This is a genomic window from Streptomyces sp. NPDC039480, from assembly GCF_055597165.1.
Window position 1 is genome coordinate 255422 of the sequence record NZ_JBVITX010000006.1, and the last position, 16677, is coordinate 272098.

Consider the following 16677-nt stretch of genomic DNA (forward strand, 5'->3'; position numbering starts at 1 on the left):
GTGAAGATCGGACACACCCCCACTGTCTTTGTGATCTAGGGGTTTCAATCGACACCCACCCAGGTAGGGTCTGGAAGCGTCCAGCTCCCCTTGGAGGAGGTGAGGACCGTGGCAGCCCACGACGACGACATCAACCGCGGCATCCGGCCGGGGCGAGGGTCTGAGGACCCCGCCGGTCAGGTTGCCTATCTCGAGCAGGAAATCGCCGTCCTGCGACGCAAGCTCGCCGACTCTCCGCGTCATACGAGGATTCTCGAAGAGCGGATCGTCGAGCTGCAGACCAACCTGGCCGGCGTATCCGCACAGAACGAGCGGCTCGCCAACACGCTCCGTGAGGCCCGCGACCAGATCGTGGCCCTCAAGGAGGAAGTCGACCGGCTCGCACAGCCACCGGCCGGCTTCGGAGTCTTCCTCGTGGCGAACGAGGACGGCACGGCGGACATCTTCACCGGGGGCCGCAAGCTCCGGGTGAACGTCAGCCCGAGCGTGGAGCTCGAAGAGCTCAGGCGCGGCCAGGAAGTAATGCTCAACGAAGCGCTCAACGTGGTCGAGGCCATGGAGTTCGAGAGCGTCGGCGACATCGTCACCCTCAAGGAAATCCTCGAGGACGGCGACCGGGCCCTGGTGGTCGGACACACCGACGAAGAGAGAGTGGTGCGGCTCGCCGAACCCCTCCTCGACGTCACCATCCGCCCGGGCGACGCCCTCCTTCTCGAACCCCGCTCCGGCTACGTCTACGAAGTCATCCCCAAGAGCGAAGTCGAAGAGCTCGTCCTCGAAGAAGTCCCCGACATCAGCTACGAGAAGATCGGCGGCCTCGGCGGCCAGATCGAGATGATCCGGGACGCCGTCGAGCTCCCCTATCTCTACCCCGACCTCTTCAAGGAGCACGAACTGCGGCCGCCCAAGGGCGTCCTGCTGTACGGGCCCCCCGGCTGCGGCAAGACACTGATCGCCAAAGCCGTCGCCAACTCCCTTGCCAAGAAGGTCGCCGAGGTGACCGGCCAGCCCGCGGGGAAGAGCTACTTCCTCAACATCAAGGGCCCCGAGCTCCTCAACAAGTACGTCGGCGAGACCGAGCGCCACATCCGCCTGGTCTTCCAGCGTGCCCGCGAGAAGGCGAGCGAGGGCACCCCCGTCATCGTCTTCTTCGACGAGATGGAATCCCTCTTCCGCACCCGCGGATCCGGCGTCAGCTCGGACGTGGAGAACACCATCGTCCCCCAGCTGCTCGCCGAGATCGACGGCGTGGAAGGCCTGGAGAACGTCATCGTCATCGGCGCCTCCAACCGCGAGGACATGATCGACCCCGCGATCCTGCGGCCCGGACGACTCGACGTCAAGATCAAGATCGAGCGCCCGGACGCCGAGGCGGCGAAGGACATCTTCGCCAAGTACCTCACCGAACGCCTCCCGCTGCACGCCGACGACCTGGCCGAGCACAGCGCCGACCGGCGCACCACCGTCCAGGGCATGATCCAGTCCGTCGTCGAGCAGATGTACGCGGAATCCGAGGAGAACCGCTTCCTCGAGGTGACGTACGCCAACGGCGACAAGGAAGTCCTCTACTTCAAGGACTTCAATTCCGGCGCCATGATCGAAAACATCGTGGGCCGCGCCAAGAAGATGGCCATCAAGGCCTTCCTCGAAGCGAACCAGAAGGGCATCAGGGTCGCTCACCTCCTCCAGGCTTGCATCGACGAGTTCAAGGAGAACGAGGACCTGCCCAACACCACCAACCCCGACGACTGGGCCAGGATCTCCGGAAAGAAGGGCGAGCGGATCGTGTACATCCGCACCCTTGTCACCGGAAAGCAGGGCGCGGACACCGGACGCTCCATCGACACGGTGGCCAACACCGGTCAATACCTGTAGAACACAGGACGGCTGCGGGTGTCCTTCACGGGTACCCGCAGCCGTCTGTTTTTCAATGAAGGCAATGATCTCCCCACCAGCGCAAAGGCGTTCTAGGCTCTTCGGTACCGCCGAGTCGCGCAGTGCGGGGACGGGCACCGCACACGCACCGGAGCAACAGCGGTACTTGAGCGCCGTTCCCGAACGGGAGCGCCGCCGGGCAAGGAGGGCCGCATGACCGTACGGCGAGTAATGGGCATCGAGACGGAGTACGGCATCTCCGTCCCCGGCCACCCCAACGCCAATGCAATGCTCACCTCGTCCCAGATCGTCAACGCCTACGCCGCGGCGATGCACCGGGCGCGGCGCGCCCGCTGGGACTTCGAGGAGGAGAACCCGCTGCGGGACGCGCGGGGATTCGACCTCGCCCGCGAGGCCGCCGACTCCAGCCAGCTGACCGACGAGGACATCGGCCTCGCCAACGTCATCCTGACCAACGGAGCGCGCCTCTACGTGGACCACGCGCACCCCGAATACAGCTCACCGGAGATCACCAACCCGCTGGACGCGGTCCTGTGGGACAAGGCCGGCGAACGGATCATGGCCGAGGCCGCCGACCGCGCGGCCCAGCTCCCCGGCGCCCAGCCGATCCACCTCTACAAGAACAACACCGACAACAAGGGCGCCTCCTACGGCACGCACGAGAACTATCTGATGAAGCGGGAGACCCCCTTCTCGGACATCGTGCGGCACCTGACGCCCTTCTTCGTCTCCCGGCAGGTCGTCACCGGCGCCGGCCGCGTCGGCATCGGCCAGGACGGCCACGAGCACGGCTTCCAGCTCAGCCAGCGCGCCGACTACTTCGAGGTCGAGGTCGGCCTGGAGACGACGCTGAAGCGGCCCATCATCAACACCCGGGACGAGCCGCACTCCGACGCGGAGAAGTACCGCAGGCTGCACGTGATCATCGGTGACGCCAACCTCTCCGAGATCTCGACGTACCTCAAGCTCGGCATGACCTCCCTGGTCCTCGCGATGATCGAGGACGGCTTCATCAACGTCGACCTCGCGGTCGACCAGCCCGTGCGCACCCTGCACCAGGTCTCGCACGACGCGTCGCTCAAGCACCTCGTCACGCTCCGCAGCGGCCGCTCACTCACCGCGGTGCAGCTCCAGATGGAGTACTTCGAGCTCGCCCGCAAGTACGTCGAGGAGCGGTACGGCTCCGATGCCGACGAGCAGACCAAGGACGTGCTGACCCGCTGGGAGGACGTCCTCGGCCGTCTCGAGAGCGACCCGATGAGCCTCTCCGGAGAGCTGGACTGGGTCGCCAAGCGCGAGCTCATGGAGGGCTACCGCCGCCGCGACAACCTCGACTGGGACGCCGCCCGGCTCCACCTGGTCGACCTCCAGTACGCCGACGTACGGGCCGAGAAGGGCCTCTACAACCGGCTGGTGGCCCGCGGCAAGATCAAGCGGCTCCTCGACGAGGCGGACGTCGAGCGCGCCATCGGCAAGCCGCCCGAGGACACACGCGCGTACTTCCGCGGCCGCTGCCTCGAGCAGTACGCGGACGACGTGGCCGCGGCGTCCTGGGACTCGGTCATCTTCGACCTCCCGGGCCGTGACTCTCTGCAACGGGTGCCCACGCTGGAGCCCCTGCGCGGCACCCGGAACCACGTCAAGGAGCTCCTGGACCGCTGCCGCACGGCAGAGGACCTGGTTCGGGTCCTCTCGGGCGGCTGAAAGGTCATCGACGGGGGAATCACAGAGGTGGGTCCCGCACGTTGAAGCAACTGCGGGGCCGATGTCGGACCTGAAGCGTAGGGTCTGATCAAGAACGTCTAACCGAGCGAGCGGGGTGAGGTAGATGGCGACCAAGGACACCGGCGGCGGACAGCAGAAGGCGACGCGTCCCACCGAGGAGACCGAGGAGCAGACGCAGGACGCGCAGGCTTCGGAGGACCTCAAGGAGCGGCAGGAGAAGCTGAGCGACGACGTCGACTCGGTTCTTGACGAAATTGACGATGTACTCGAGGAGAATGCTGAGGACTTTGTGAGGTCATTTGTGCAAAAAGGTGGCGAATGACCTCAATGTCCGAAATGCTCGACGAGAGGGGGTGCTCGCGGTGTGGTCGGGTGCTGCCGCGAGCAGCCTTCGCGAGCAACAAGTCCATGCGTGATGGACTTCAGGCGTACTGCCGAGAGTGCTCTGCGGAGTACTACCGGCAACGTCAGGCGGCCAAGGGTAAGACTGTCCGGGACAAGGTGGAAGTACCACCTGGGCATAAGCGTTGCCCTCAGTGCGCGACAGTCAAGGCTCACTCTGAGTGGGAGCTCAACGCGACGACCTCGGACTGCTACGCGAGCTACTGCAAGACGTGCCGGGCTGACCGGAACCAGCAGAGCTATTTCAAGCGCAAATACGGCCTCACCATGGCCGAACGCGACGAGATGATCGCCTCCCAGATGGGGCTCTGCGTGATCTGTCTCAGTGCCCCCGCAGTCCATGTGGATCACTGTCACGAGACGGGTAAAGTCCGTGGCGTACTGTGCTTCAACTGCAACTCGGGCATCGGCAAGTTGGGGGACGACCCCGACAGGACCCGCCGAGCCACCGCTTACCTGGAAGGAAACTCGTGGAAGCCAATCCTCGTAGCACCGGGCGTCTACCAGCTGCCTTCCTGACGCCTGGTTCGTCGTCGTTCATGGATTTCCTGTCCGAGCACCAGCCGGAGATCCTGCCCGGCAACCGTCAACTGCCGCCCACCAAGGGCGTCATCGAGGCGCCGCACGGCACGACCATCGTGGCCGCGACGTTCCCCGGCGGTGTGGTCCTCGCCGGTGACCGGCGGGCGACCATGGGCAATGTCATCGCGCAGCGCGACATCGAGAAGGTGTTCCCGGCCGACGAGTACTCGGCGGTGGGCATCGCCGGTACGGCGGGTCTCGCCGTGGAGATGGTGAAGCTCTTCCAGCTGGAGCTGGAGCACTTCGAGAAGGTGGAGGGCGCCACGCTCTCCCTCGAGGGCAAGGCGAACCGCCTCTCCACGATGATCCGCAGCAACCTCGGCATGGCCATGCAGGGCCTCGCCGTGGTGCCGCTCTTCGCGGGGTACGACGTGGACCGCGAGAAGGGCCGCATCTTCTCGTACGACGTGACGGGCGGGCGTTCGGAGGAGCACGGCTTCGCGGCGACCGGTTCGGGTTCGGTCTTCGCGCGCGGTGCGATGAAGAAGCTTTACCACGACGGTCTCACCGAGGAGCAGGCGACGACCCTGGTCGTCCAGGCGCTGTACGACGCCGCCGACGACGACTCGGCGACCGGTGGCCCGGACATGGCCCGCCGGATCTTCCCGATCGTCACCGTGATCTCCGACGAGGGGTTCCGGAGGCTGACGGACGACGAGTCCTCCGCGATCGCGCGCGCGATCCTGGAGAAGCGTCTCGAGCAGCCGGACGGCCCGCGCGCCGCTCTGCTCTGATCGCTCCGAATTCGCCACTGACTGAAGTTTTTTGACAGAAAGGGACGGATCCGGTGTCGACGCCGTTCTATGTCTCACCCCAGCAGGCCATGGCCGACCGGGCGGAATACGCCCGGAAGGGCATCGCCCGTGGCCGCAGCCTTGTCGTGATGCAGTATGCCGACGGCATTGTGTTCGTCGGCGAGAACCCGTCCCGTGCGCTGCACAAGTTCAGCGAGATCTATGACCGGATCGGCTTCGCGGCCGCCGGCAAGTACAACGAGTACGAGAATCTGCGGATCGGCGGCGTTCGCTACGCCGACCTCCGTGGATATACGTACGACCGCGATGACGTGACGGCCCGTGGCCTCGCCAACGTCTACGCGCAGACGCTCGGCACGATCTTCTCCAGCAACGCGGAGAAGCCGTACGAGGTGGAGCTGGTCGTCGCCGAGGTCGGTACGACACCGGACGGTGACCAGATCTACCGACTGCCGCATGACGGTTCGATCGTGGATGAGCACGGTTCGGTCGCGGTCGGTGGCAATGCCGAGCAGATCAGCACATATCTCGATCAGCGGCACCGGGACGGGATGACGCTGGCCGAGGCGCTCAAGCTCGCGGTGCAGGCGCTGTCCCGCGACACCAACGGCAGCGAGCGGGAGATCCCCGCGGAGCGGCTGGAGGTGGCGATCCTGGACCGGACGCGGCCGCAGCAGCGGAAGTTCAAGCGGATCGTGGGGCGTCAGCTGTCGCGGTTGCTCGACGAGGGCGGCGCGACGGACGCGGCGACCGACACGGACGAGGACGCCGGGCCGACGCCGAAGTCCGGCGGTGACGTCGAGTAGTTCGCTCGCGGGCGCGCCCCGTGTTCCGGCCGACGGCCGGAACACGGGGCGCGTTCGTGTGTGGGGCGGCCGTCAGCGGGCGGGTCCGGTGGAGCCGCGGACGACCAGCTCGACGGGGAGCGGGGTGGCGTCGGGGCTGCGGCCTTCCAGGACGGCGACGAGGGACTCCATGCCGCGCTCGCCGAACCGCTCGGCGGGCAGCCGGACCGTCGTGAGCTCCGGTTCGACGGCGGTGGCCAGGGTGAGGTCGTCGAAGCCGGTGACCGAGACGTCCTCGGGGATGCGCAGGCCGAGGCGGTGTGCGGCTTTGCAGACTCCGGCGGCGAGGAAGTCGTCGTCGCAGACGACCGCGGTGGGCCGGGGGCCCGGGGCGGAGAGGGCGGCTTCGGCGACGACGCGGGCGCCCGCGACGTTCAGGGGTGCGGCGGCGCGGCGTACGGCGGTGTCCGTGCCGCGCAGGGTGCGGTCGAGGGCTTCGGCGCGGACGTCGAAGGTCCAGGAGTCGACGTCGGCGGCGAGGTGCAGGAAGTCGCGGTGGCCGAGGCCGAGGAGGTGTTCGGTGGCGCGGCGCATGCCGTCGGCGAGGTCGAGGTTGACGGTGGTGGCGCCGAGGCTGCCCGCGGGGTCGCTGTCGAGCATGACGAGGGGGAGGTCGTCGCCGCGGATGGTGGCGAGGGCGTCGGAGGCCATGGAGGAGGCCAGTACGCCGTCGAGGGAGGCGCGTGCGGAGGCGAAGGGGTCGCGGGCGGGGCCGATGCCGTCGGGGGAGGGGTAGAGGACCACGCCGAAGCCGTGGCGGGCGGCGATGCGGGCGACGCCGGTGTAGACGTGGGCGAAGAATTCGTTGGTGAGTTCGGGGACGACGAGGAGGGCTGTCCTGGTCCTGCCGAGGCGGAGGTTGCGGGCGGCGAGGTTGGGGCGGTAGCCGAGGTCGCGTGCGGCGGTGCGGACGCGTTCGGCGGTCGGTTCGGCGACGCGGCCGCGCCATTTGTCGCCGAGCACGAGGGAGACGGTGGCCTGGGAGACCCCGGCCGCGCGTGCGACGTCGCGGCTGGTGGGGCGGGTGGCCCCGGTCTCCTGCAGCGGTCCGGCCACTGACACCTCCCGGTTCGTGCCGCGTCACGGGGTGACCCGCGGCGTGGGGTCGCGGTGGACCCGCGTACAGCGCTCATGGTACGTATGACGCCGGACGTTATACGTAAAACCCCGGCTCGGCGTGCGGGGGGAGGGCGGGAGAGCATGGCGGCGGGATACGCGGAGATCCTCAGGACGCGTTACGCGACACGGCTGCTCGCCGGGACGCTGGTGGGCAGGCTGCCGAACGCCACGGCGGCGATCGCCATCGTGCTGTTCATCCGGGCCGAGGGCGGCACCTACAGCCTGGCCGGCGCGCTCGCCGCGGTGTACGGCGTGGCCAACGCGGTGGGGCAGCCGCTGCTCGGGCGCCTCGTCGACCTGTACGGGCAGCCGCGGGTCCAGCTGCCCGCCGCGCTGCTCTCCGGGCTCGGCATGGCGGTCTTCGCCTTCACGGGGCCGGATCAGTTGGCCCTGGCGTATGTGGCGGTGGGGGCGGCCGGTCTGTTCACGCCGCCTCTGGAGGGTGGTCTGCGTGCCCTGTGGCCGAGCGTCCTCGGCAAGGAGGAGCAGGTCCACACCGCGTACGCCATGGACGCCATCGCCCAGGAAGTCATGTTCACCGTCGGGCCGTTGCTCATCACGGGGTGCGTGGCCCTGTGGTCGGAGCAGGTGGCGCTGCTCGTCGTCAATGTGATCGGCGTGCTCGGTGCCCTCTCCGTAGTGGTGTCCCGGCCTTCACGCGCGTGGCGCTCGGCGCCGCGGGAGGCGCACTGGCTCGGTGCCCTGCGCTCGCCCGGGCTCCTCGCGCTCCTCGGCGCGTTCCTCTTCATCGGCATGGCGCTCGGCTCCATCACCGTCGCCGGTGTCTCGTACGCGGACGTGCACGGCGGTGACGCGGTGTACGGCTGGATGATGGCGGCGCTCGGGCTCGGCGCGCTCGTGGGCGGTTCCGTGTACGGGGCGCGGCAGTGGGCCGGTGTGCCGGAGCGGAGGCTGAGCGTCCTGGTGGCGCTGTTGGCGGTCTGCTATTGGCCGTTGGTGCTGACGCCCGGGGCGGTGGCCATGACGGCGCTGACGGCGCTCGCCGGTGTGTTCCTCGCGCCGGCGCTCGCGTGTGCGTTCATCATCGTGGACCGGCACGCTCCGCGGGGCACGGTCACGGAGGCGTTCTCGTGGCTCGTGACGACGTTCACGGTCGGGGCGTCGCTGGGGACGGCGGCGGCGGGGCCGGTGGTCGAGTGGGGTGGTACGGCGTGGGGTTTCGCGGTGCCGGGGCTCGCGGGGGTGGCGGCGCTGCTGGTTCTGCTGGCCACGGCGCGGGTACTCGTACCGGCCGTGGAATCCGGGGTTGTTGCGGGTTCATCGGAAAATGATCGAAACGGTGCTGCCGAACCCGGTTTCAGTGCCGGGCATCAGGCGTAATGTTCAGTCATGGACCGCCGCATTTTCGGGCTGGAGAACGAGTACGGCGTCACATGCACGTTCAGGGGACAGCGCCGCCTGTCTCCTGACGAGGTGGCGCGCTACCTCTTCCGCCGTGTCGTGTCATGGGGCCGCAGCAGCAACGTCTTTCTGCGGAACGGCGCCCGCCTGTATCTCGACGTGGGGTCACATCCGGAATACGCAACGCCCGAATGTGACAACGTGACCGAGCTGGTCACCCACGACAAAGCGGGCGAGCGCATTCTGGAGGGCCTGCTCGTCGACGCCGAGCGCCGCCTGCACGAGGAGGGAATCGCGGGCGACGTCTACCTTTTCAAGAACAACACCGATTCGGCGGGAAACTCCTACGGCTGCCACGAGAACTATCTGGTGGCCCGTCACGGGGAGTTCTCCCGGCTCGCGGACATCCTCATTCCGTTCCTCGTCACCCGGCAGCTGCTGTGCGGCGCGGGCAAGGTGCTGCAGACTCCGCGCGGCGCCGTGTACTGCGTCAGCCAGCGGGCCGAGCACATCTGGGAAGGGGTGTCCTCCGCGACCACCCGGTCCCGGCCGATCATCAACACCCGCGACGAACCGCACGCGGACGCCGAGCGCTACCGCAGGCTCCACGTCATCGTCGGCGACTCGAACATGTCCGAGACGACCATGCTCCTCAAGGTCGGCGCCACCGACCTCGTGCTGCGCATGATCGAGGCGGGCACGGTGATGCGGGACCTCACTCTGGAGAACCCGATCCGGGCCATCCGCGAGGTGAGCCACGACATCACGGGCCGCCGTAAGGTGCGCCTGGCCAGCGGCCGTGAGGCCTCGGCTCTCGAAGTGCAGCGCGAGTACTACGAGAAGGCGGTGGACTTCGTCGACCGCCGGGGCATCCGCACCGGCACCGTCGAGCAGGTCCTGGAGCTGTGGGGCCGCACGCTGGACGCGATCGAGAGCGAGGACCTCGACCGCATCGGCACCGAGATCGACTGGGTCATGAAGTACAAGCTCATCGAGCGGTACCGCGCGAAGAACAACATGACCATGTCGCACCCGAGGGTCGCGCAGATAGACCTCGCGTACCACGACATCCACCGTCGTCGAGGGCTGTACTACCTCCTGGAGAAGAAGGGTCAAGCCGCCCGCATCTGCAACGACTTGAAGATCTTCGAGGGCAAGTCGGTGCCGCCGCAGACCACTCGCGCACGGCTGCGCGGTGATTTCATCCGACGAGCCCAGGAGCAGCGCCGCGACTTCACGGTCGACTGGGTCCACCTCAAGCTCAACGACCAGGCGCAGCGCACCGTGTTGTGCAAGGACCCCTTCCGGTCCGTGGACGACCGGGTGGAGAAGCTCATCGCCGGCATGTGAACTCCGGATCGCGAGGGACCCGAGGGAATCGGGTGACGTTGCGGGAACGCAACACGGGCGCCGTACGTTCCTCGTGCGGCGCCCTTCTCACGCCGTAGAGTTGCGCGCACGCCAACCCACAAGATCGACCGATACGAGGCCCCCACCGTGCGCCGACGCTCCCTTCTCCTTGCCGTCCCGGCCGGCCTGCTCACGCTGGCAGGTTGTGGTGACGACAAGCCCGACAAGGCCAAGTCCAAGCCCACCGACAGCCCGACGAACGCCACGTCGGCCCCGCCGACCGCGAAGATCGTGGACGGGCCGCTGCCCGAGATCACGAAGGGCGACAAGTTCGGTGAGAAGCCGACCGTCGCCAAGGGCAAGGGCAAGCCGTCCTCGGACCTCGCCGTCAAGACCCTGATCGAGGGCAAGGGCAAGAAGGTCGTCAAGGGCGACTATCTGCAGGCCAACTACCTCGGCCAGATCTGGGCCACGGCCAAGGTCTTCGACAATTCGTACGACCGGGGCAACCCCACCGTCTTCCCGATCGGCGTCGGCCGGGTCATCCCGGGCTGGGACCAGGCCCTGGTCGGCAAGAAGCTCGACAGCCGCGTGGAGCTCGCCATCCCCCCGAAGATGGGCTATGGCGAGGAGGGCAACAAGCAGGCGGGCATCAAGGGCTCGGACACGCTGGTGTTCGTCGTCGACCTCGTCGGCACCTTCAACTCCAAGAGCTCGGCGAAGGGCAAGGAGGTCGCGCAGTCCAACAAGGACCTGCCCAAGGTCGGCACGAACACCGACGGCAAGGCCCCCTCGATCGACGTCCCGAAGACCGACGCCCCCAAGAAGCTCGTCTCCTCGTACGTCCTGGAGGGCGACGGCGACGAGGTCAAGGAGACCGACAGCCTCCTCTGCCAGTACAAGGGTGTGCTCTGGGCCGACGGCAAGGAGTTCGACTCCTCGTACAAGAGCGGTCAGCTCGCCCAGTTCCAGCTGGCGCAGGTCGTCAAGGGCTGGGCGCAGGGTCTGACCGGCAAGAAGGTCGGCAGCCGCGTCCTCATCGTGATCCCGCCGGAGCTGGGCTATGGCGACCAGCCCCCGCAGGGCAGCTCGATCAAGAAGGACTCCACGCTGGTCTTCTGCGTGGACATCCTCGCGAAGGCCTGAGCCTTCGGGGATGTCAGACTGTCCGAGCTGACCTTTCGTATCAAGCAGGAGCATTTTCGTGAGCATTGACAAGCCCGAGGTCGACTTCCCCGTCGGCGAGCCGCCGGCCGATCTGCAGATCAAGGACATCTGGGAGGGTGACGGGCCGGTCGCCAAGGCGGGCGACTTCGTCAAGGTCCACTACGTGGGCGTGGCCTTCAGCACGGGCGAGGAGTTCGACGCGAGCTGGAACCGCGGCAACCCGCTGGAGTTCCAGCTGGGCGCCGGCCAGGTCATCTCCGGCTGGGACCAGGGCGTGCAGGGCATGAAGGTCGGCGGCCGGCGCGAGCTGACCATCCCGGCCCACCTGGCGTACGGCGACCGCGGCGCCGGCGGCGGCCGCATCGCCCCCGGCGAGACGCTGATCTTCGTCTGCGACCTGGTCTCCGTCTGAGGACGTCCTTGACCTGATCCTTTCGCCTTGGGCCCATGTCTGTCTGGCATGGGCCCTCGGCTTTTGCCCGGACACCCCGGGGCGGTACGGTCATCGGTCGGAAGCACAATCTGAACAGCCGAGAAAGGGCGTCGATGGCCATTGCCAAGGCCGAGCGGCTGATGAATCTTGCGCTGTGCCTGCTCGGGACCCGGCGGCCGCTCAGCAAGCGCGAGCTTCGGGACTCCATCGAGGCTTACGTCGAGGCCTTCGGCGCGGGAGGCCGGGCGGCCGGATCCGACGACTCCTTCAATCGGATGTTCGAGCGCGACAAGGATGATCTGCGCGAGCTCGGCCTGGTCATCGAGACCGTCGAGAACCTCGAGGGCGAGGTCGGCTACCTCGCCCGCCGCGACAGCAACCGCCTGCCGCCCATCACCCTCGACGCCGAGGAGGCCGCGGCCCTCGGCCTGGCCGCCAAGGTCTGGCAGCAGGCCAGGCTCGCCGGGGCCGCCAGCGGCGCCCTGCAGAAGCTGCGCGCCGCCGGCCTGCCCGAGGGCGTGGACCCCTATGGGGCGCACAGCGCCCTGGAGCCCCGCATCCCCGCGCACGAGGCGTCCTTCGAGCCGCTGATGCTCGCCTGCCGGGACCGCCGCCCCGTCGTCTTCGACTACCGCAAGGCCACCGCCGCCCGCCCCGAGCAGCGGCACGTCGAGCCCTGGGCGCTGGAGTGCTGGCGCGGTCACTGGTACCTCGCGGGCTGGGACCGCGACCGGGGCGCCGAGCGGGTCTTCCGGCTCTCCCGGATCACCGGCAAGGTGCGTGCCCGCGCGGGGAAGTACACGGCGGACGTCCCGGACGTCGTCACGGTCCGTGAGACCGTCGCGAGCTGGGCCGGGGAGACCGCCGACCGCACGGCCCTGATCCGGCTGCGCACGGACGCCGGCTACCCGCTGCGGGCCAAGGCCGTCGCGGTGCGGGAACTGGGCGACGGCTGGGCGGAGTTGGAAATTCCGTACGGCCACGGGCTCGATGCCTGGCTGGTGGAGTTCGGGCCCGACGTGGTGGTCCTGGAGCCCGCCGAGCTGCGGGCCGACGTCGTGGACCGGCTGCGCGCCGTGGCCAAGGGCTGAGGGGAACGGAAGACCAATGGCCTCGAACGCCATCGACCAGACGCGGCGGATGCTGTCGCTGGTGACCTATCTGCGCGAGCGCCCCGGCGCCCACGTCGGCGACGTCGCCCGCGCCTTCGGCATCACCACGGACGAGCTGATCTCCGACCTCGACGTGCTGCCGATGTGCGGGACCAGCTTCCGCGGCGGCGACCTCCTCGACATCGACACCGACGGCGACCGCATCTGGTGGCACAACCCCGACGACGTCGCGGCCCCGCTGCGGCTCGCCGCCGACGAGGCGACCGCCCTCCTCGTCGCCGCCCGCGCCGTGGCCACGCTGCCCGGCCTGCGCGAGAGCGACCGCCTCGCGCTGCTGCGCGCCACCGCGAAGCTGGAGACCGCGGCGGGCGAGGCGGCGGGCGCCAGCTCGCGCCTCTCGGTGACCTTCGAGTCCGAGGGCGGCGTCTTCGCCGACGTCGACCGGGCCATCTCCGAGCGCCGCAGGCTCTGGATCCGCTACTACTCGCCCGCCCGCGACGAGGTCACCGAGCGCGAGATCGACCCGATCCGCCTGGTGAGCGTCGGCCACACCTATGTGGAGGCGTGGTGCCGGCGCTCCGAGGCGCGGCGCACCTTCCGCCTCGACCGCGTCGCCGAGATCAAGATCCTCGACGAGCCGTCCGCGCCGCCCGAGGTGGAGCTGCGCGACCTCTCCGAAGGCCTCGTGCAGCCCGCCGCCGAGGACCCGGAGGTCGTCGTCGAGGTGGGACCCGGCGGCCGCTGGGTCGCCGAGTACTACCCGCACGACAGCGCCGACGAGCTGCCCGACGGCGGTCTGCGGATCACGCTGCGCACCCCCGAGCCCGCCTCGCTGCGCCGGCTCGCGCTGCGGCTCGGCAGGGACGGCCGGATCGTCTCCCCGGTACAGCTCGCGGAGAGCGCACGGCAGGCGGCACGGGAAGCCCTCGAGGCGTACGACAGGGATGCCGAGACGTACGAGAGCGACGTGGCGGCGTACGAGAGGGACCACGACAGTCAGGAGCATGGGCGTTGAGCACACCGACGATGTCCGGGCTGCCCGGGGTTCCGGCGCAGCCGCGGCCCGCCCCCGTCTTCTTCACGGCCGCCTGCCCGGACTGCCGCGCGCGCTTCGAGCTCTCCGCCGGGGCACTGCGGCTCGCGATCGGCGCCAGCCGCCGCACCACCTTCTACTCCTTCACCTGCCCCGAGTGCGGGGCCGCGGTGCGCAAGCCCGCGGGGGAGCGCATCGTCGAACTCCTCACCCGCGGCGGGGTGCGGACGCTGCGCCTGCACTCGACCGTCTAGGCTCGGCGCATGTTCTGGGCGATGCTCGCGATCGCGGCGGGCTTCTTGGGCCTCGCCGTCCTCGGCGTACTGGCGGTCAAGGTCTTCGTGGAGGCGCAGCGCCTCGCGCGTCAAGTGACCGAGACCACACGCAAGATCAACCGGGCCGCGGAGGACCTGGAGAAGGCGGCGGCCCGTGTGGCCGATGCGGGACGAGGGGCTCTTTAGCGTCCGCGACCTGTCAACTCCCCGAGGGGGGCGGGTACGCTGCGGACACGGCCCGGGATCGAGGCGGGGGCCGCACTCGGAGTATGCGCGGGGATTGCCGAGCGTTTACCCCGGGGGGTTACGATCGCTGTCAGCGCGGGAGATCGGATGTATGTCCGGTCTGCCGGGCAACCAGACTCCTGTCGCCTCGGTGAAGAAGGTATACAGCTATGGGTAGGCTCGGCCCCACCGAGATCATTCTCATCCTCGTCATCATCGTCCTGCTGTTCGGAGCCAAGAAGCTGCCCGACATGGCGCGCTCCCTCGGCAAGTCGGCCCGCATCCTCAAGAGCGAGGCCAAGGCCATGAAGTCCGAGAGCAAGGACGACGCCGCCGCCCCGGCCGACCCGCCGAGCGACCCGGCCCTCCAGAAGCGCACGATCCAGGCTGCCCCCGGCGACGTGACCAGCTCGCGCCCGGTCACCGAGCCGACCGACCGCACGACGCAGCGCTGATCCAAGGCCGGCGACGACGGCCGGCCTGCCGCACGAGATGAGGACGTGGGTTGCTCAAGTCTGCCCGCAAGAAGGAGAAGGACCCCGAGGGGCGGATGTCCCTCGCGGAGCACCTGCGCGAGCTCCGCAACCGGCTCGCGAAGGGGCTCCTCGCCATCACGGTCGTATCGATCGTGGCGGCTTTCTACAGCCAGGAGCTGATGGAGTTCCTGGCTGATCCGGTGCCGCGCTGCGAGCCCGGCATGAAGGAGACCGGCGGCCACTGCGCGAAGGTCACGTTCAACGACCTGCTGTCGCCCTTCACCACCACGGTGAAGGTCAGCCTCATGGTCGGCATCATCGTGTCGAGCCCGGTCTGGCTGTACCAGCTGTGGGCGTTCGTCGCGCCCGGCCTGCACAAGCACGAGCGGAAGTACACCTACTGGTTCGTCTCCGCCGCCGTGCCGCTCTTCTTCGGTGGCGCCTGGCTGGCGTACACGATCCTCCCGGTCAGCATGCGCGTCCTGCTCGGCATCACGCCCGACGGCGCCGAGAACCTGCTGCCGATGGACAAAATCCTCGACTTCACCGTCAGGATGGTCCTCGTCTTCGGCATCTCCTTCGAGTTGCCCCTGCTCCTGGTGATGCTCAACATGACCGGGATGGTGACCGGCCGCCGCATGCTCACGTGGTGGCGCGGCGTGGTCATGGGCGTCTTCATCTTCGGCGCCGTGGCGACCCCGACCACCGACCCCGTCGGCATGATCGCGCTCGCGGGACCGATCGTCGTCCTGTACTTCATGGCCGTCGGCATCTCCTTCCTGAACGACGCCCGCCGCCGTCGCAACGACCCGGACGCCGAGCTCGACGACGACGAGGCCTCCGACATCGACCTCACGCCCGAGGCCGTCGGCGAGGTGGAATCGGTGCGGTCGCCGCAGGCGCTGCCGGAACAGGCGGGCACCGGTCGGGCCGATCATCGTGTGAACGGTTTCGATGACGTGACCTGACCTTGTAGGGTCCGGCCGTGACCAGCGAGATCACCCTCTTCGTCAATCCCACCGCGGGCCGCGGCCGGGGCGCCCACGCGGCGCAGCCGGCCGCTTCCGCGTTGCGGGCCCGCGGCTTCTCCGTGCGAACCGTCATCGGTGAGGACGCCCCCGACGCGCTGCGGCGGGCCCGCGATGCCGTCGACGGCGGCACGGGCGCGCTGATAGCCGTCGGCGGCGACGGCATGGCGAGCCTCGCGCTGCAGGCCGTCGCAGGGACGGGCACCCCGCTCGGGGTGATCGCGGTGGGGACCGGCAACGACTTCGCGCGGGCACTCGGCCTCCCGGTGCGCGATCCCGCCGCCGCGGGGGAGGTCGTGGCGGAGGCGCTCAAGGGGGCGCGCACCCGCGATGTCGACCTGGGCAGGTCCGGCGGGACCTGGTTCGGGACGGTGCTCGCCTCGGGCTTCGACTCACGCGTGAACGACCGGGGCAACCGGATGCGGTGGCCCACGGGGCGCTTCAAGTACGACCTCGCGATGGTCGCCGAGCTGGCCGCCCTCAAGCCGATCCCGTACCGCATCACCCTGGACGGCGGTGACGTCCACGAAGTCGAGGCCACGCTGGTCGCGGTCGGCAACGGATCGTCGTACGGCGGTGGCATGCGGATCTGCGCCGGTGCCGACCTGGGCGACGGTCTCTTCGACATCACCGTGGTCGGCCGCTGCAGCCGTACGACGCTGCTGAAGGTCTTCCCGCGGGTCTACCGGGGCACGCACCTCGACCATCCGAAGGTCACCGTGTACCGGGCCGCCGCGGTGGAGCTGTCCGCGCCCGGCGTCACCGGGTACGCCGACGGGGAGCCGCTCGGCGCGCTGCCGCTGAGCGCCGAGTGCGTGCCGGGGGCGGTGCGGGTCCTGGCCACATGAGCCGACGATAATGATCGTCCGTTGTCAGTGGTGGCCGGTAGTCT

18 protein-coding genes are annotated in these 16677 nt (G+C 68.9%); 17 read left to right on the forward strand and 1 reads right to left on the reverse strand.

Annotated features, from left to right (window positions below):
- The first annotated feature begins 108 nt into the window (after nt 1-108).
- The 6 genes from arc (at nt 109) to prcA (ending at nt 6166) form a co-directional block, all read left to right on the forward strand.
- The gene (gene arc / locus ACZ56E_RS20740) at nt 109-1875 is read left to right on the forward strand and encodes a proteasome ATPase (protein WP_362993692.1); all 1767 of its coding nucleotides are present in this window, start codon (nt 109-111) and stop codon (nt 1873-1875) included.
- Nucleotides 1876-2088: 213 nt separating this feature from the next.
- Complete coding sequence (gene dop, locus ACZ56E_RS20745; protein ID WP_471216060.1) at nt 2089-3600, forward strand: depupylase/deamidase Dop; 1512 nt, start codon at nt 2089-2091, stop codon at nt 3598-3600.
- Between the two features lie 124 nt (nt 3601-3724).
- Complete coding sequence (locus tag ACZ56E_RS20750; RefSeq protein WP_150219625.1) at nt 3725-3943, forward strand: ubiquitin-like protein Pup; 219 nt, start codon at nt 3725-3727, stop codon at nt 3941-3943.
- A 5-nt stretch (nt 3944-3948) separates the two neighbouring features.
- On the forward strand, nt 3949-4542 hold the full coding sequence (locus ACZ56E_RS20755; RefSeq protein ID WP_471216063.1) for an endonuclease VII domain-containing protein: 594 nt from the start codon (nt 3949-3951) through the stop codon (nt 4540-4542).
- The gene (prcB, locus tag ACZ56E_RS20760) at nt 4494-5339 is read left to right on the forward strand and encodes a proteasome subunit beta (protein ID WP_471216065.1); all 846 of its coding nucleotides are present in this window, start codon (nt 4494-4496) and stop codon (nt 5337-5339) included. The genes ACZ56E_RS20755 and prcB overlap by 49 nt, the downstream gene beginning before the upstream one ends.
- Nucleotides 5340-5392: 53 nt before the next feature.
- Nucleotides 5393-6166 carry a proteasome subunit alpha gene (prcA, locus tag ACZ56E_RS20765; protein WP_471216069.1) on the forward strand — a complete coding sequence of 258 codons (774 nt, stop codon included), beginning with the start codon at nt 5393-5395 and terminating at the stop codon, nt 6164-6166.
- Nucleotides 6167-6238: 72 nt separating this feature from the next.
- On the opposite strand, the gene ACZ56E_RS20770 is transcribed toward prcA, so the two are convergent.
- Nucleotides 6239-7261 carry a LacI family DNA-binding transcriptional regulator gene (locus ACZ56E_RS20770; RefSeq protein ID WP_471216071.1) on the reverse strand — a complete coding sequence of 341 codons (1023 nt, stop codon included), beginning with the start codon at nt 7259-7261 and terminating at the stop codon, nt 6239-6241.
- 144 nt (nt 7262-7405) lie between these two features.
- On the opposite strand from ACZ56E_RS20770, the gene ACZ56E_RS20775 reads away from it, so the two are divergent.
- The 11 genes from ACZ56E_RS20775 to ACZ56E_RS20825 all read left to right on the forward strand — a co-directional run bounded on the left by ACZ56E_RS20775 (nt 7406) and on the right by ACZ56E_RS20825 (nt 16633).
- A complete protein-coding gene (locus tag ACZ56E_RS20775; RefSeq protein ID WP_471216073.1) occupies nt 7406-8665 on the forward strand; it encodes an MFS transporter in 1260 nt (419 codons plus the stop codon).
- 9 nt (nt 8666-8674) lie between these two features.
- Nucleotides 8675-10036: a Pup--protein ligase gene (gene pafA / locus ACZ56E_RS20780; protein ID WP_055567245.1), complete on the forward strand. Its 1362-nt coding sequence runs from the start codon at nt 8675-8677 to the stop codon at nt 10034-10036.
- Between the two features lie 147 nt (nt 10037-10183).
- Nucleotides 10184-11182, forward strand: a complete 999-nt coding sequence (locus ACZ56E_RS20785; RefSeq protein WP_471216075.1) for an FKBP-type peptidyl-prolyl cis-trans isomerase — start codon at nt 10184-10186, stop codon at nt 11180-11182.
- A gap of 58 nt (nt 11183-11240) precedes the next feature.
- A complete protein-coding gene (locus ACZ56E_RS20790; RefSeq protein WP_398311216.1) occupies nt 11241-11615 on the forward strand; it encodes an FKBP-type peptidyl-prolyl cis-trans isomerase in 375 nt (124 codons plus the stop codon).
- 134 nt (nt 11616-11749) lie between these two features.
- The gene (locus ACZ56E_RS20795) at nt 11750-12727 is read left to right on the forward strand and encodes a helix-turn-helix transcriptional regulator (protein ID WP_468611704.1); all 978 of its coding nucleotides are present in this window, start codon (nt 11750-11752) and stop codon (nt 12725-12727) included.
- 16 nt (nt 12728-12743) lie between these two features.
- Nucleotides 12744-13763 (forward strand): helix-turn-helix transcriptional regulator, encoded by a 1020-nt coding sequence (locus tag ACZ56E_RS20800; protein ID WP_471216079.1) that lies wholly within the window; start codon nt 12744-12746, stop codon nt 13761-13763.
- Nucleotides 13764-13774: 11 nt separating this feature from the next.
- On the forward strand, nt 13775-14035 hold the full coding sequence (locus ACZ56E_RS20805) for a CpXC domain-containing protein (RefSeq protein WP_362993733.1): 261 nt from the start codon (nt 13775-13777) through the stop codon (nt 14033-14035).
- A gap of 9 nt (nt 14036-14044) precedes the next feature.
- Complete coding sequence (locus tag ACZ56E_RS20810; RefSeq protein ID WP_468611702.1) at nt 14045-14242, forward strand: hypothetical protein; 198 nt, start codon at nt 14045-14047, stop codon at nt 14240-14242.
- Nucleotides 14243-14451: 209 nt separating this feature from the next.
- On the forward strand, nt 14452-14736 hold the full coding sequence (tatA, locus tag ACZ56E_RS20815; RefSeq protein ID WP_468611701.1) for a Sec-independent protein translocase subunit TatA: 285 nt from the start codon (nt 14452-14454) through the stop codon (nt 14734-14736).
- Between the two features lie 95 nt (nt 14737-14831).
- Nucleotides 14832-15725, forward strand: a complete 894-nt coding sequence (gene tatC, locus ACZ56E_RS20820; protein ID WP_471216412.1) for a twin-arginine translocase subunit TatC — start codon at nt 14832-14834, stop codon at nt 15723-15725.
- 17 nt (nt 15726-15742) lie between these two features.
- Entirely contained in the window at nt 15743-16633 is an 891-nt protein-coding gene (locus ACZ56E_RS20825) for a diacylglycerol kinase (RefSeq protein ID WP_471216086.1), read from the forward strand.
- Nucleotides 16634-16677: the final 44 nt, after the last annotated feature.